Annotated in this window: 16 protein-coding genes; 9 read left to right on the top strand and 7 right to left on the bottom strand. The window is 45.8% G+C overall.

From position 1 onward, the window contains the following. Positions 1 to 134 precede the first annotated feature (134 nt). Positions 135 to 671, top strand: coding sequence for a PadR family transcriptional regulator (locus ACXX53_RS06230; protein WP_458567767.1), 537 nt, complete (start codon positions 135 to 137; stop codon positions 669 to 671). A gap of 41 nt (positions 672 to 712) precedes the next feature. Here ACXX53_RS06230 and ACXX53_RS06225 read toward each other — a convergent pair whose 3' ends face one another. Continuing rightward, entirely contained in the window at positions 713 to 1246 is a 534-nt protein-coding gene (locus ACXX53_RS06225; RefSeq protein ID WP_458567766.1) for a DUF309 domain-containing protein, read from the bottom strand. A 180-nt stretch (positions 1247 to 1426) separates the two neighbouring features. On the opposite strand from ACXX53_RS06225, the gene ACXX53_RS06220 reads away from it, so the two are divergent. From ACXX53_RS06220 to ACXX53_RS06190, 7 genes are all read left to right on the top strand, one after another. Further along, positions 1427 to 1870 (top strand): hypothetical protein, encoded by a 444-nt coding sequence (locus ACXX53_RS06220; RefSeq protein WP_458567765.1) that lies wholly within the window; start codon positions 1427 to 1429, stop codon positions 1868 to 1870. Then, a complete protein-coding gene (locus ACXX53_RS06215) occupies positions 1867 to 2151 on the top strand; it encodes a YxcD family protein (RefSeq protein ID WP_458567764.1) in 285 nt (94 codons plus the stop codon). Before ACXX53_RS06220 ends, ACXX53_RS06215 begins: the two co-directional genes overlap by 4 nt. 280 nt (positions 2152 to 2431) lie before the next feature. After that, on the top strand, positions 2432 to 2665 hold the full coding sequence (locus ACXX53_RS06210) for a 3-dehydroquinate dehydratase (RefSeq protein WP_458567763.1): 234 nt from the start codon (positions 2432 to 2434) through the stop codon (positions 2663 to 2665). A gap of 342 nt (positions 2666 to 3007) precedes the next feature. Beyond that, positions 3008 to 3700 (top strand): response regulator transcription factor, encoded by a 693-nt coding sequence (locus ACXX53_RS06205; RefSeq protein ID WP_458567762.1) that lies wholly within the window; start codon positions 3008 to 3010, stop codon positions 3698 to 3700. Between the two features lie 93 nt (positions 3701 to 3793). Continuing rightward, positions 3794 to 4657, top strand: coding sequence for a class I SAM-dependent methyltransferase (locus tag ACXX53_RS06200; protein WP_458567761.1), 864 nt, complete (start codon positions 3794 to 3796; stop codon positions 4655 to 4657). Between the two features lie 2 nt (positions 4658 to 4659). Continuing rightward, positions 4660 to 5373, top strand: coding sequence for an RluA family pseudouridine synthase (locus tag ACXX53_RS06195; RefSeq protein ID WP_458567760.1), 714 nt, complete (start codon positions 4660 to 4662; stop codon positions 5371 to 5373). A gap of 63 nt (positions 5374 to 5436) precedes the next feature. Continuing rightward, on the top strand, positions 5437 to 6732 hold the full coding sequence (locus tag ACXX53_RS06190; protein WP_458567759.1) for a CapA family protein: 1296 nt from the start codon (positions 5437 to 5439) through the stop codon (positions 6730 to 6732). Between the two features lie 23 nt (positions 6733 to 6755). Here the strand turns inward: ACXX53_RS06190 and ACXX53_RS06185 are convergent, their stop codons facing one another. Continuing rightward, the gene (locus tag ACXX53_RS06185; RefSeq protein ID WP_458567758.1) at positions 6756 to 7220 is read right to left on the bottom strand and encodes a MarR family winged helix-turn-helix transcriptional regulator; all 465 of its coding nucleotides are present in this window, start codon (positions 7218 to 7220) and stop codon (positions 6756 to 6758) included. A gap of 204 nt (positions 7221 to 7424) precedes the next feature. Here ACXX53_RS06185 and ACXX53_RS06180 point away from each other — a divergent pair, with 204 nt between their 5' ends. Then, positions 7425 to 7592: a hypothetical protein gene (locus ACXX53_RS06180; RefSeq protein WP_458567757.1), complete on the top strand. Its 168-nt coding sequence runs from the start codon at positions 7425 to 7427 to the stop codon at positions 7590 to 7592. Between the two features lie 18 nt (positions 7593 to 7610). Here ACXX53_RS06180 and parC read toward each other — a convergent pair whose 3' ends face one another. From parC to ACXX53_RS06155, 5 genes are all read right to left on the bottom strand, one after another. Continuing rightward, entirely contained in the window at positions 7611 to 10064 is a 2454-nt protein-coding gene (gene parC / locus ACXX53_RS06175; protein WP_458567756.1) for a DNA topoisomerase IV subunit A, read from the bottom strand. 14 nt (positions 10065 to 10078) lie between these two features. Further along, complete coding sequence (gene parE / locus ACXX53_RS06170; RefSeq protein ID WP_458567755.1) at positions 10079 to 12070, bottom strand: DNA topoisomerase IV subunit B; 1992 nt, start codon at positions 12068 to 12070, stop codon at positions 10079 to 10081. A gap of 144 nt (positions 12071 to 12214) precedes the next feature. Further along, positions 12215 to 13195 (bottom strand): ABC transporter permease, encoded by a 981-nt coding sequence (locus ACXX53_RS06165; RefSeq protein ID WP_458567754.1) that lies wholly within the window; start codon positions 13193 to 13195, stop codon positions 12215 to 12217. Position 13196: 1 nt separating this feature from the next. Further along, the gene (locus tag ACXX53_RS06160; protein WP_458567753.1) at positions 13197 to 14195 is read right to left on the bottom strand and encodes an ABC transporter ATP-binding protein; all 999 of its coding nucleotides are present in this window, start codon (positions 14193 to 14195) and stop codon (positions 13197 to 13199) included. 55 nt (positions 14196 to 14250) lie between these two features. Further along, positions 14251 to 15069, bottom strand: a complete 819-nt coding sequence (locus ACXX53_RS06155; protein WP_458567752.1) for a GDSL-type esterase/lipase family protein — start codon at positions 15067 to 15069, stop codon at positions 14251 to 14253. Positions 15070 to 15260 lie beyond the last annotated feature (191 nt).

Below are 15260 nucleotides of genomic sequence, written 5' to 3'. Positions count from 1 at the left end.
AAGAAAATGGTTCAAAAATTACAGATACCATTTTAGTTTATCCGAATTCAAGTTTCTATCAGCAATGAGATCATCGTTGCCGTGTTCTTCATTGGACAAGTATTCACTTTAGCTTTGTGATGAGGAGGCTTTTTATGTTAAACACATTATCCTATGGCCTATTAGGGTTATTAGCCCGAGAATCATACTCGGGATACGATCTCATGCTGCGAATTCAACCATTCTGGCAGGCAAAGCACAGCCAGATCTATCCTCTCCTTGCCAAGCTTGAACGTGAAGGCTATGTGCAATTTGTACGTATCGAGCAACGAGACAAGCCTGACAAGAAAGTATACTCTCTCACTGATGTCGGTCGGCAAGCTGTTCTAGACTGGCTCGAAGAACCACCTGCTGAGCAAGCTACACGCGATGAACTCAGCTTGAAGGCGCATTGCATATGGATGACTGGAGTCAACGTCGTCATTCCTTTATTTCTGACCAGAAAGAAACAGCTGGAAACCAAGATCGCCTATTATGAGAGCTTATTGTCTCGAATTCCAGAAAATGAGCGCCGTGTGAAGTCTGTCCATTTTGGCGACTATATCTTATTGAACAAAGCGCTATCGCTTGCTAATGTCCAGGTAGAATGGTGCCAATGGGTTGTCCAGATGCTGGAGGACTGCGAAGAATAGATTCTGATCGAAAACAGCTGCACTATACAGGGCAGCTGTTTTTATTTCATACCTTGCCTATTCCGCTTTGCAAGCTCTCTCGCCGCGATCACTTCTGTCCGATCTCGAAGTCGATGACGATGCAATATCCCTTCACTCACATGTGAGTTCAGATATTTCCACTTCAACTCTCTAGTTTCACAACCTTTTTCACAAGCCTTCACTAACTCATCATCAATGATGGGAAGATTCATCGAGACAAACTCTCTTCTATTCTCTTCCCAATTAGAGTCTTGCAGCTGATTTAGGCGTTCTGCAACCATATTGCACAGCTTCTCGCGATCGATGCCTAGTTGATCCCATCGAATTCGGTCTGCTTCACTCATGAATCCAGAGTAGAGTTTAGCCGCACCTATTCGATTACCTCTGCGCTCATGGTATTGACCGACTGCCAATTTAACGAGCATATGCCAGGTTGGTTTCATCTCAGGATCTTGCTCGTTTTTCCATACTTCTTCCATTATTTCATGACATTCGAACCAATCTCGAGTCACATGAAATTCGATCAGATATTGTATATATTCATTCGAATACATTTCAATCCTCCTCAAGCATTGTGGCTCAGTATTTCACATGCACCGTTGATTGCTTAATTCTTCCAATGATTGCATTTCGTCTATGATTATTTTAACAAGATCCTGATTTTTTAGGAACCTATTAAAGATAATTACGTATAGACAGTATAAATCATTTTATTCTTCTAGAGGAGGCAGCATATGCGCAAGTTTTTATCGGTCTTTTTGGCCATTGCACTCGTATTCAGCGTTACCGCTCCAACGTCTGTTGATGCCGCTAAGCGCGGTGGTTATAGTTCTGGAGTGAAGAAGTACAATTCTACACCTAATAAGTCTTCCAATATGAACAAGAGCTCGAACCATAATAATAGCACTAACAGCTCAACCAAGAAACCTAACAACACGACTACCGCTACAACGAAGAAGCCTAGCACCGGAAAGAGCTTCATGAAAGGTATGATGGTCGGTGGTTTGGCAGGAATGCTGTTCGGCGGGTTAGGAAGTATGGGGATAATCGGAAGTATTATTGGACTTATGATCAACATGTTAGCTATTGCGGCTCTCGTTATGGTGGTTATGGTTCTGTTCCGCAAGATTCGTAATCGCAAGAAGCCTGCTAATACAACCGGACGGTGGAATGGATGAGTTTAACAATCTCGATGGATGAATTCGTTAATGCTATATGCTTGCATATGGCGATGCGAAGACAAGTACAACCCTCCGACGTAGAAGTTGAACTAAACTGGGATGAAGAAGATGGATATTCAGCTCAAGTATGGGTTCATGGACAGCATCAAACCCTGCTGGAATCCAATATGCTGGAAGCGCTAGAGCAGTACATTTATAATACGTACGGTCAGCGAGTGTTCCGATCTCAGATCCAATTGCATGTAGATGATGAGATGTGGGCGGAAGTTCACAATTAGACTCATTTGATGTACAAGCTATCACTTGTTGAAGTCTTAGGTTGTACAGTTCACTTATAACCAATGGCTGCAACCGAGTACACAACTTATACCGGTGCAGCCTTTTTTATTCGTTATTTGCGGTATGCGCAGCCGTAAATATCGCCTCTAATCTATGAATATTTGATTTTCGCCATAAATTGTAACAACATTGTATTTTGTTTTTAAGCTTAATTTAATGTTGTTCGTTTATGATTATATCAGTACAAATAGAATCATATTTTTTAGGAGGCTGAAAATAATGAAGACTGTATATATTGAATTTCAAAATCGTAAAATTCCTGTATTCTGCACCACGGTTTCACATAAAAACACTTTTTCCTTGCTGAAGGATGCTTTGAATCGAAAATTCACTTCCGGTAAACGAGCAATTAAGACTTGTCTGGATACGTTGATCAGTATTGAGATTGTTGGCTCTGAGGCCATATTGCACACGAAACGCGAAAACGATACACTCGCCCTTTCTCTGTACTAAGCGCATTACTTTCGAACAGGTTGAAAGCTGCACGGTTGTTCACAACTGATTCGGCAGCAGTCGTCGGTCCACATATAATAGCTAAGATTGCTATTATTTCTATGCCAGAAGCAGATTGTCGTTGATGCTGCTATTTATCATCTGGCCCTTACACATATTTATAACATCAGCATACTTCTCACCTTCATGGTGGAAGTATGCTTTTTTTTGTATACAGCCATTACAAACATGACATGCATTATTGGTTCGCATGAATTCAACAAATATTACATTGTATATTACAATTACTGTTAATATATGCAACCCTTCGCTATAATAGGATATTGGAGGTGTCGATAAGCAATGGCCGCGTATAAATTACTAGTGGTAGATCATGATTTCGAGGCTAGAGAGTCACTCACTTTGCTTCTGGAGCGTTCTGGGTACATCGTCTATACTGCGGATAATGGATATGGGGCTCTGCAATTAGCCAATGAGCTTCATCCTGATCTCATCATATTGGATGCCATTCTTCCAGAGCTTAACGGATATGAAGTATGCAAGGAGATTCGCAAAACCTCTTATGTACCAATAATGTTCATTAGCAGCAAGGATGAAGATCGTGATATTGTATTCGGTCTTACGATTGACGGGGACGATTATTTAACAAAGCCGTTCAGCCAGAACCAACTGATTGCTCGCGTTAATGCTCTTCTTCGCCGGGTGATGATTCATTCGTCCACTCCTCTATACCACCATCTCATTCGACATTCCGGATTCGAGATGGATCTGAACAATCGCACGGTTTCCGTAGGTGGACGCCTCATCAGCCTTTCCTCTAAAGAATTCGATCTACTTTCCTATATGGCAGCCTTCCCTAACACTGTGTTTCGCCTAGAGCATTTATTTCAGCATGTATGGAATTCAGACAGCTTCGGAGATACTCGCACGTTAATGGTACATATCAGCAACCTAAGAAAAAAGATTGAACCCGACCCGACCAATCCACGATATATCGTTACCGTTCGAGGTGTGGGCTATAAGTTTCTGGCATAAACGGTCATTATGCCATTTATGGCTTAAGATTTCATTTTGTAGTACAATATAGGGTAGGATTTTTTGCTTAAAAAAGGAAGGAAGACGACATTCATGTACATGGCGCAAGACTGGAAAGATTTCGAAGTATTAGACACTGGCAACGGTGAAAAATTGGAACGTTGGGGTGATATCATCCTGCGTCGCCCGGATCCTCAGATCATTTGGCCGAAGGCACAAGAAACGAAGCAATGGACGCAAGTTCATGGACATTATCATCGCAGCTCATCTGGCGGCGGTGAATGGGATATGAAGAAGTCGATACCTGATAGATGGACAATCGGCTATCGGAATTTAAAGTTTCATATTCGCCCAACCAACTTTAAACATACAGGTCTGTTTCCAGAACAAGCAGTAAACTGGGCGTGGATGATGGATAAGATCGAGTCAGCTAACCGCCCGATTAAAGTATTGAATCTGTTTGCCTACACAGGCGGCGCATCTGTAGCCTGTGCATCTGCTGGTGCGGAAGTATGCCACGTTGACGCCGCAAAAGGAATGGTGCAATGGGCGAAGGAAAATCTTCAACTCTCTGGTCTTGCTGATCGTCCTGTACGCTTCATAACAGACGATGTGTTTAAGTTTGTTCAACGAGAGCAGCGCCGGGGCAACAAGTATGATGCGATCATCATGGATCCCCCATCCTACGGCCGAGGAACAGGCGGTGAAACCTGGAAGCTGGAACAAAGCTTGTATCCATTCTTGGAATCCTGCATGACCATTATGTCGGACAAACCTTTGTTTATGCTAATTAACTCTTATACGACGGGTCTATCCCCTTCTGTTCTCAACAACCTCTTCCACATGACAATGTCCAAGAGATACGGAGGCAAGATTACATCAGGTGAGATCGGCTTGCCAGTCACTGCTTCTGGAATGCCGCTTCCTTGTGGAATACTTGGTCGTTGGGAGGCATAAATATGCGATCAACGGCAGTACCTGACATTCCGATTCTATACGAGGATAATCATGTGCTTGTTGTAGAGAAGCCGGTCAACATATTGTCCCAAGCGGATGCAACACAAGATGTCGATATGCTCACTTTGCTGAAGGAAGATATCAAGGTCAGATACAACAAGCCAGGTAATGTATATCTCGGATTGGTACATCGCTTGGATCGTCCCGTTGGAGGCGCAATGGTATTTGCCAAGACATCTAAGGCTGCTTCGCGATTATCAGATACGGTTCGTCGCCATGAGCTGGATAAGCGATATGTTTGTGTCGTACACGGACAACTGCCCTCCAGATTCGGCTCGCTTAAGCATCATCTGCTGAAAGATGAACGCACTAATACGGTGAAGGCAGTTTCGCCCTCCACTCCTGGAGCGAAAGAAGCAAGACTTGATTATCAAGTTCTCGCGACTGACGGTGAATATTCATTAGTACAGATTCAGCTGCATACAGGCAGACCGCATCAGATCCGTGTTCAGATGAAGACAATCGGCTGTCCCTTGTACGGAGATCAAAAATACGGTGCAGATCAGAATGTTCCTGGGCAGCAAATAGCTCTATGGTCAACTTATCTGTCATTTCCCCATCCAACGACTAAAGAACAGATGGCGTTCACCTGTATGCCCCCATCTCAGGAGCCTTGGACGAAATGGGACGTTAAGAAATGGTTTCAAACACACTAGATGTAGCTCTAGACACAAATGCAACTTGAAAAAAGAATAAAGAAGAAAAGGATGACCTTTATTATGACTTCAAGGTTCGGTAGGCGAGGAGCATTCCTCGCCGCATGTGTCCTCGTACTTGTTCTGATGACAGCGTGCAGCAGCTATCCGGACTCCGGCGCCACTCCCCTACAACAATTGCCGAGTGCTGAATCGACAGCCAGTTCAGAGCATTCCTTGACTGACAATCTGGAACAGAACACTCCTCCTGCCCAAACAAGTTCACCCAGTATACCAAGCGCACCACCTGAAACCGTAGAACCAACATCACTTTCGATACTGGCTGTAGGCGACATTATGATGCATAGTCCGCAGTTCCCCGCTTACCTAGATGAGCGAACAGGAAAATACGATTTCACGTCCTATTTTACATCTGTTAAGCCTTACATCGAGAAAGCGGATCTAGCATGGTGCAATCTAGAAACACCGCTGCTGGGCGGTGAGAAGGTTTATACGGGGTATCCGATGTTCAATGCTCCACCAGAGCTTGCAGACGCATTAAAGTCGGCTGGCTTTGACATCGTGACGAATGCCAACAACCATGCTCTCGATCGCAGGGCAAAAGGCGTGGAGCAGACGCTGAAGGTACTGAAAGAACGTGAACTCGTTACTCGCGGTACGTACGCTTCCCTGTGGGATTCCATGCAGCCGACAATCGTAGAGAAGAATAACATTAAGCTCGGAGTGTTGGCTTATACGTATGGCACGAATGGAATTCCGTTGCCCAAGGATCAACCCTACATGGTGGATCTGATTGATGAGGAGAAGATGCTCGCAGATATTAAGCAGCTGAGGAAAGCTGGAGCAGAGGTAGTGGCGGTGGCTCTTCATTTTGGAAATGAATACGAACCCCTGCCGAGTAAAGAGCAGAAACGATTGGCACGAAGCTTGGCCGCAGGAGGCGCTGACATCATATTCGGATCACATCCTCATGTCCTGCAGCCATATGAACGAGTACATGTTACAACTGATGACGGAAGTACGAAAGATGCTATCATTATGTATTCATTAGGTAATTTCATTTCTAATCAACGCGGAGACAACACAGATATCGGCAGTATGTTCCAAGTGACAATTCAGAAAGATCAAGAGGGAAACATATCGTTAGATGAAGCAGTAATTACGCCTACATGGGTTAACCGTACGCGCAGCAATGGCAATTATAAGTATGAGATCATTCCGCTTGCAAATGAGGTTATGAATCAGGACACCGACCGCTGGTCAGCCTCACAGCTCAACATGATGGCAAACATGTTGCAGAAGACCGACAAACATGTATACTCCATGTCTGAAATCCCAGTATTAAAGGCTACGCCATAATATTTACTCGTTTATTTGATAGTTTAACGATTAGCGGAAGCTGTTGACGAAGCCGCTGTGCCAGCACTAACAGGTGTTGGCTTCGTATTCGTTAACTTGGAAAGAAGCAAAATTAGCAGTTGTTGATTATGAGCCGAGATTCGATTCAGGGTATCATTCCAATAAGATTCCCGAATTGATATCCCTCGGCTCATTTCTTGTTGTCCGAAGGATGTTAGACTCACCCACACAATTCGACGATCCGTTTGATCACGCTCTCTCACAATTAAAGCATTCTTCTCCATGCGATCCAGCAAAGTCGTTACAGCAGCAGGTGTCGTCTCCAGATGCTGAAGCAAGTCCGATGGCTTCACACGATCGTATATAGCAATCCGCTCTAATACAATAAGCTGGCTTTCAGTCAAACTTGGCGCTAAAGCCTCATCCATCATGCTCTTGTAATCCTTCGAAAGTTTTGACCACAATTTCGCAAATTCAATGGCGCTCATCGTTGACCTCCCCATCCAAAACTCGATTCTTCAAAATCATCTAAATTATACCACAAGCTGTCCGATCATTCACCCTATGAAATTTTTAGTTGTTACGTATTGGATATGAGAACGATACATTCAGCACGTCGGACAGCTATACGTCATACGATATGGCATAGGCATTTGTACCGGTTAGCGAACATCTGAAGGGAGTTGGAAATCATGGAGGTATGGAAACAAGAGATATTTCAGCGTGCATTTGAAAGAGGAATCGCAAAAGACCCGCAATGGGTCGAGCAGCTGAATGAGCCCGTTCCATTGTGGGTCTTATTGGACATCCTCTTGAGGCTGAGCGATACATCCGACCATCCTCATAAGCCATTTGATTAATGCGTTGAAAGCTGCCTATTATAATGGAGCCTGCTGATGATGAAGCAAGAATGCTTCTTCAATTATTTCATCCTTCTCCAGTGTAACGAGAAGCTTGCCTATCGATTTGCGATCCATTAACGGAGCATGCTCTGTAATCACTTCATGAGCTTTGTTCAAGCTTGACAACAAGGTAATCACAAACGCTTCTTTACTATGGAAGGCGCCGATCAGCTTCGAGCCGTTCGGCTTCACACGCTTACCTTCCTTGAATTCGAATGTCTGCACACCTTTGCCTCCTCTGCCTTGCGGAGTATAATCCAGCAGCAGAGATCTCTTCCCGTAGCCAATATCGGAGATGACTGTAACTTCTCCTTCATCACCAGTAACGAGGATAGCGGAGACTAAGCCGTCATCATCCTTCAACTGCATGCCGCGCACACCTCCAGCGGCGCGGCCCATCGGATTGACCTCCGATTCAGGGAATCGAATCGCCATTCCCTGCTCTGACACGAGAAACAGCTCTTTCTTATTATCGGACGAGATGACTGCAATGATCTCATCATGATCCGATACCTTACAAGCGGCAATTGCTCCTGTTCGATTCGTCTCATACTCTTTCAGCATCGTACGTTTCACTTGTCCGCGTTTCGTAACAAATAAGAGTGATGCTTGTTCGTCGTCATATGACTTGACCGGAATAGCGGAGACGATTCGGTCTTCCTTGGCAAATGGAATGACATTAACGATCGCAGTTCCTGTGTCTTTCCACTTAAATTCAGGCACTAAATGGACAGGCAGCGAGAAGTATTGGCCTCGCTGAGTGAAGATAAGGAGTCGATCCAATGTGTTCACTTCAAACACATGGCGTATATAATCCCCTTCCTTAACGCCTGAGCTGTTCCATTCACCGCCCGAGCGAGTAAAGGACAGTATGCTCGTCCGCTTCACATAGCCATCATTAGAAATGGTCAAGATGACGTCTTCCGAGTTCACGATAACCTCGAGATTCACCTTCAGTTCTTCAACTTCACCTTGAACGACAGAACGACGATCAATGCCATATCGATCTTTGATATCTGTCAGTTCCTTCTTGATCACTTGTAGAAGCTTGCGTTCATTCTCCAATATATTGCGAAGATCCGCTATCTTCTTGCGGATATCATTCAGTTCCTTCTCAAGCGCATGCAGCTCCAGATTCGTTAAACGGTACAATTGGAGAGTTAATATCGCATCTGCTTGCCGTTCCGTGAATCCGAACTTGTTCATCAAATTCTGTTGAGCATCTTGACGATTCTTCGACGCTTTAATCGTCGCAATGACCTCGTCCAGAATATCCAGCGCTTTGACTAAGCCTTCCAGCACGTGTCCACGATCTTCTGCGCGCTTGAGATCGTATCGTGTTCGCGCAGACACAACCTCGCGCTGATGAGCAATGTACGCCTGCATAATCGGGATAATGCCAAGCTGCATTGGCGCTTTGTTCACGATCGCGACCATATTGAAGTTATACGTGATCTGAAGATCCGTCTTCTTCAGCAAATAGTTCAGTATACCTTGCGCATCAGCTTCCTTCTTCAATTCAACGACGATACGCAAGCCTTCGCGGCCGCTCTCATCGCGAACTTCGGCAATACCGTCTACCTTCTTCTCCAGACGGATATTTTCCATCGCTGTAACAAGTCGGGATTTCACAATTTGGTAAGGGATTTCCGTAATTACGATCTGCTGTCTTCCGCCGCGCAGATCTTCAATCTCGGTCTTCGAACGTACATAGATTCGCCCCTTACCCGTACGATAAGCATCACGGATACCATCCTCACCCATGATAATGCCACCAGTTGGGAAGTCAGGACCTTTAACGAAGCGCATAACCTCGTCAAGATCCATATCCGGCTTATCGATGAGCGCGATACAGGCATCAATTACCTCACGCAGGTTATGTGAAGGAATCTCGGTCGCGAAGCCTGAAGATATACCGCTGACGCCATTGACGAGCAGATTAGGAAAGCGTGAAGGCAATACAGAAGGCTCTTCATCCGTATTATCGAAGTTCGGGCGAAACTGTACGGTTTCCTTCTCGATGTCACGCAGCAGCTCCATCGCGATCGAGGATAATCTGGCTTCTGTATAACGCATCGCTGCAGCTGGATCATCATCATGCGATCCCCAGTTGCCGTGTCCATCAACAAGGACATGTCCCATCTTCCAAGGTTGTGCCATACGAACCATACCGTCATAAATGGAGGCGTCGCCATGAGGATGATAGTTACCCATAACGTCACCGACTGTCTTCGCAGACTTGCGGTAAGGCTTGTCCGGCGTGTTGCCCGAGTTGTGCATCGCATACAATATACGGCGCTGTACAGGCTTCAATCCGTCTCTTACATCTGGGATAGCGCGGTCTTGAATTATATATTTCGAATACCTTCCGAACCGATCTCCCACTACTTCTTCTAGGTAAGTAGGCTTAAACTGTTCCGAAACGCTCATTCGTTATCACCTTTCTATTCAACAAACTCCGTGAAATCAACGTTATCGACTATCCAACGCTTACGCGGCTCCACCTTGTCACCCATCAGCGTAGATACGCGGCGCTCAGCCTTCGCGGCATCTTCGATCTGAACTTGGAGCAAGGTGCGTGTTTCAGGGTCCATCGTCGTTTCCCATAGCTGATCTGGATTCATCTCACCGAGACCCTTGTAACGTTGAAGTTCAGCCTGGTTGCCGAACTGCTTCAGGTAACTGTTCAGCTCTTCATCAGTCCAAGCATAGCGAACGGTCGCCAATTTGCCCTTCTTATGTGTAATCTTATAGAGCGGAGGCTGTGCAATATAGACACGGCCAGCGTCAATAAGCTGCTTCATATATCGATAGAAGAACGTCAGAAGCAGCACCTGAATATGCGCTCCGTCCGTATCGGCGTCGGTCATAATAATAATCTTGGAGTAATTGCTCTCATCGACTTCAAATTCGGAACCAACACCCGCTCCGATCGAGTGAATGATAGCGCGATATTCCTCATTCTTAAGCACATCAGCCAGCTTAGCCTTTTCCGGATTCATTGGCTTACCCTTAAGAGGCAGTATCGCTTGTGTCTTCGAGTCGCGACCTTGCTTCGCAGAGCCGCCCGCGGAATCCCCTTCCACGATGAACAGCTCAGTGCGTGTTGCATCCTTCGACTGTGCAGGCGTCAGCTTGCCGCCGAGGTTAGAGCTCTCACTTCGCTTCTTGCCGCTCCGCACTTCTTCACGCGCCTTGCGCGCTGCCTCGCGGGCCTTCGAAGCCTGAATCGCCTTCTTCATCAGCTGCTGTCCAACCTGCGGGTTCTCTTCTAGGAAGATCTGCATCCGTTCGGATACAATCGCGTCTACGGCACCGCGTGCACCTGCGCTTCCGAGCTGATCCTTCGTCTGCCCAACGAACTCGACTTCCGACATCTTCACGTTGATGACAACCATCATGCCTTCACGCAGATCATTACCATCAATATTCTTGTCTTTCTCTTTAAGGAGCCCATTCTTGCGGCCATACTCATTCATAACACGAGTAAATGCGGTCTTAAAGCCCGTTTCATGTGTTCCGCCACCGCGTGTCGGAATGGAGTTAACGAAGGAAGCCATCGTCTCTGTATAACCATCGTTATACTGCAGCGCAACCTCTACCTCGATCTCATCCTTCTCCGCACAGAAATGAACGACATCCGTCAAAACATTCTTACTTTCATTGAGATAAGCTACAAATTCACTTGCTCCGCCATCATAACGGAACGTTTCTTTCTTACCGGAACGCTCATCTACCAGATTAACTTCCAGTCCAGAATTCAAGAACGCGATCTCTTGCAAGCGCTCAGACAGCGTATCAATATTAATATGAATATTGCCGTGAAACACTTTGACATCCGGCTTAAACGTTACCTTGGTGCCTGTCTGTCTTGTATTGCCGATAATATCAAGACCTGTTACAGGTTCGCCGACATGCTCCTTGCCATCTGGATCTGTCCATGTTTCGAACCGCATACGATGGATCTTGCCTTCACGATAAATCTCTACTTCCAGCCATTCGGACAATGCATTCGTAACGGATGCGCCTACACCGTGCAAGCCGCCGGATTTCTTATAACCGGAACCACCGAACTTACCGCCTGCGTGCAGAATCGTGTATACGACCTGCGGAGTAGGAACACCTGTCTTATGTATGCCTGTTGGTATACCCCGGCCGTTGTCGCGCACCGTTACCGATTGATCCTTGTGTACGACCACATCAATCACCGAGCAGAACTTGGCAAGATGCTCATCCACCGCATTGTCTACAATTTCCCATACTAAATGATGAAGTCCCGATGAACTTGTGCTGCCGATATACATACCCGGCCGTTTACGTACTGCAACAAGTCCTTCGAGTACCTGTATATCGTCTGCGCCATATTCCGAAGCGCTTGACTCTGTCTTCCCATTAAGCTCCGGAAGCTGTCCGAACAAATCGAGTTGATCGACCATTCGTGCTCCTCCTTTTAATGTACAAGTAATGCGGCCTATCAAAACAACCGCGCAAAAGAAAATCTGCTGCATCCTAGCAGGAGTCAGGATCAAACCTGTTTTTCCCGTCGAAATGCAAACAGATGTTTCGCATTCTTGTCTATTTTAATTCAAAATGTCTTGTTTCGTAAAGACACGGAATGCAATTATCAATGCAACTGCTCCCCAAACCGTTAATACACCAAGTGAAAATAGAAGCGACATTCCTTCAACTGGTGTAGGAGTACCTGCTAAATAATCTGTTAATTTCAGGTTTAGCATAAACAAATATTTTGCTGCTGGCCATGATGAAGCCATGTTATATAGAATGGTTCCGGCAATTAATGCTGCCATCATCGTAACGATGCTTGCCGCCGTGCTTCTAACGAGTACGGACACCATGAATCCTAAAGCCGCAACAACAATGCTGGAGAACCAGATCAAGCCGCACTGCATGAATAGATAGAGCCAGGAAGGCACTGAATGAACTGTATCCATGTTAACATCAGAGCCGGATACGTCAAACCCCGTGAATAACGGGAAAGTCCATCCCCCATATCCAAATACGGCCCCAGAAATAAGGTAGGACAGTACAGCTGTTGCCAGCACGATAATACCTGAGAACAGCATGAGCACGATCCATTTGCTCATCAGTATTTTCCATCGCCTTACAGGTCTAGTCAGCAGCATCTTGATCGTCCCGGTTGAACGCTCAGATGAGACGATATCGCTTGCTATCGCCATAATTAAGAGCGGTATAAACAATGTCGCTGAGTTATCCATAAAGACGCGCGTAAAGGTAACGCCATTCGGTTCACTCGGATTGACATCATGATCCAGATAGTATTGCAGCTGCTGCAGCATGATACGGCGGTACTTCTTCCATTCCTCCGGAATCCGATCGCTGCCGAGCGAATTCTGATAGTCTGTTATCTGCTGCGTTATTTCACGGCGCCAGTCTTGATCGAACTTCTCCCGGCTGTTCTGGGCGGTCTTCATCTGCGCATAGGTGAAGACAGGGATAAGAATGATTAGAATGAGAAGGATAACATAGAATCGCTTCTTCTTCAACACTTTTAGCGTTTCGTTACGGATCAATGCGAGCATATTACTCGATACGCCCCCCTTCCGTCATCTCTAGAAACAGTTGTTCCAAAGTTGGTACGACGCGCTGAATTCCTTCTACTGCAACACCCGCGGCAAGCAGCTTCCGATTGAGAGACGCAATCTGCTCCGTTGCCGTTTCTGTGATAAGCACATGCTCTGGCAAGCCTAATAATACGGAATCTTCCACCACATGTTCTTCTGGCGACATGATCTTAACCTGACCGCTCGCTTCCAATATCTCTTTCGCTTTCTGTCTCGGATTAGCTATCCAGATCACATATTGGCTTCGCCCTGTCAGCAAGGAGCTAACATCGTCTACCGCCAGCACACTGCCGCTGCTAATAATAGCTACCCTATCGCACATTAATTGTATCTCACTTAACAAATGACTTGAAACGAACACCGCCATGCCCTCGTTAGCCAGACTACGAATGAATGCCCGGAGTTCCTTGATGCCAAGAGGATCAAGTCCATTGGTAGGCTCGTCTAAAATGAGCAGCTTAGGCTTTACCAGCAGCGCTTGAGCAATACCAAGACGCTGACGCATTCCTAGTGAATACGTCTTAACCTTATCATGAATGCGCTTCGTCATTCCCACAATCTCGACAACTTCATGCAGCCTATCCGATTCAATCCCAGGCACCATGCGTGCGAAATGCTCTAAATTTTCCCACCCCGTCAAAAAATTATACATCTCCGGATTCTCAACGATAGAGCCAACAAAACGAAGCGCCTTCTCCGGTTGCTTGTTCACGTTGTATCCGCATACCTCGACTGTGCCTTCTGTCGGTTTGATGAGATCCACGAGCATACGAATCGTCGTTGTCTTGCCCGAACCATTAGGCCCGAGAAAGCCGAACACTTCTCCAGCTCGAACGTCGAAATTAACGTCATGAATAATCCATTTTCGACCGATGCGCTTCTTCACATGTTTAACCGACAATACCACTTCATGTTCCAACACCGCATCATGCTGCTCGGAATGTGTCAGCAGTGTCATGCTGATCCCTCCTACCAATTAATTCGGAATTTGTTAGAGATCCTATTATAGCTGCTCACCAAGAATGAGGAATACTTTGCACGACTCTCGTCGCAATCGCTTCATATCCTTCTCCATTCGGATGAAAGTGGTCTGATGATAAATAAGTCTCAATATTAAACTCAAACAGGTCCTGCGTCGGAATTAAGATCATGTTCGAATCCTTGTTAATAAAGGTCGCAGCTGCGTCATTCCAGCCTTGAACTACGGTATTGCCAATCTCACGCATTTCTTCCAGATCTGAAAATGGATTGTATAACCCGACATAAACGACTAACGCATCCGGATTCCATTGACGGATCTTCGACAGGACACTCTCCAAAGATGATAACCCTTCCATCGCTTTCGTCTGCAATGTCTTAAGATCCAGCTGCTCATGCCCCATCTTTCCACGAAGTGCGCTCTGAAACAAATCATTGCCGCCAATCGTAAGCAGAATGATATTGGCCTGCTTCAGCGTATGGCCCGTACTTTCCTTGTCTAAGCTCTTGGCTAGCTGATCCGCGCGCTGACCGTTTATAGCCAAGTTATTGATAAGCTTGACCGGCTTGTCCTGTTCCTGCTCCAGCAAAGTCACCGTTCGGCGAACATAGCCGCTGCCAGTATCGTCACCAGTTCCACGTGTGAGTGAATCACCAAGTGATACGATGTTCAGCTCATTCCGTTCAGTTGAAGGTGTAACTGGCGGCGCTTGAACTGTAGGCTTCTCCGTAAATGGAACCGAACCAGGAGATACGATATCCGCAACACCTAGACCAAAGCCTACAAGAAGCAACAAGGTCGAGCCGATGCCGAGCAAATAAATGATAGTCCATGAAGCAGATCGTTGTTTCATCAACGTTTCACTCCTCTGTATCGAGTTAACCTGTCCAACGGGTCATTTCTCGTATAAATATTACATTACCTATTTCAGTAATTAATTGCAAATAAGATCAGATGAACATCCAAGAATTTATAAAAACAGCAGCCTTAAGGGACTCCCCTCTAGGCTGCTGCTCTTTAGTAAATTTTTTCAATTTATAATGA

Source organism: Paenibacillus marinisediminis, assembly GCF_054343325.1.
Note: the sequence above shows the minus strand (reverse complement) of the source record. Positions and strands in the feature narration are given on the sequence as shown.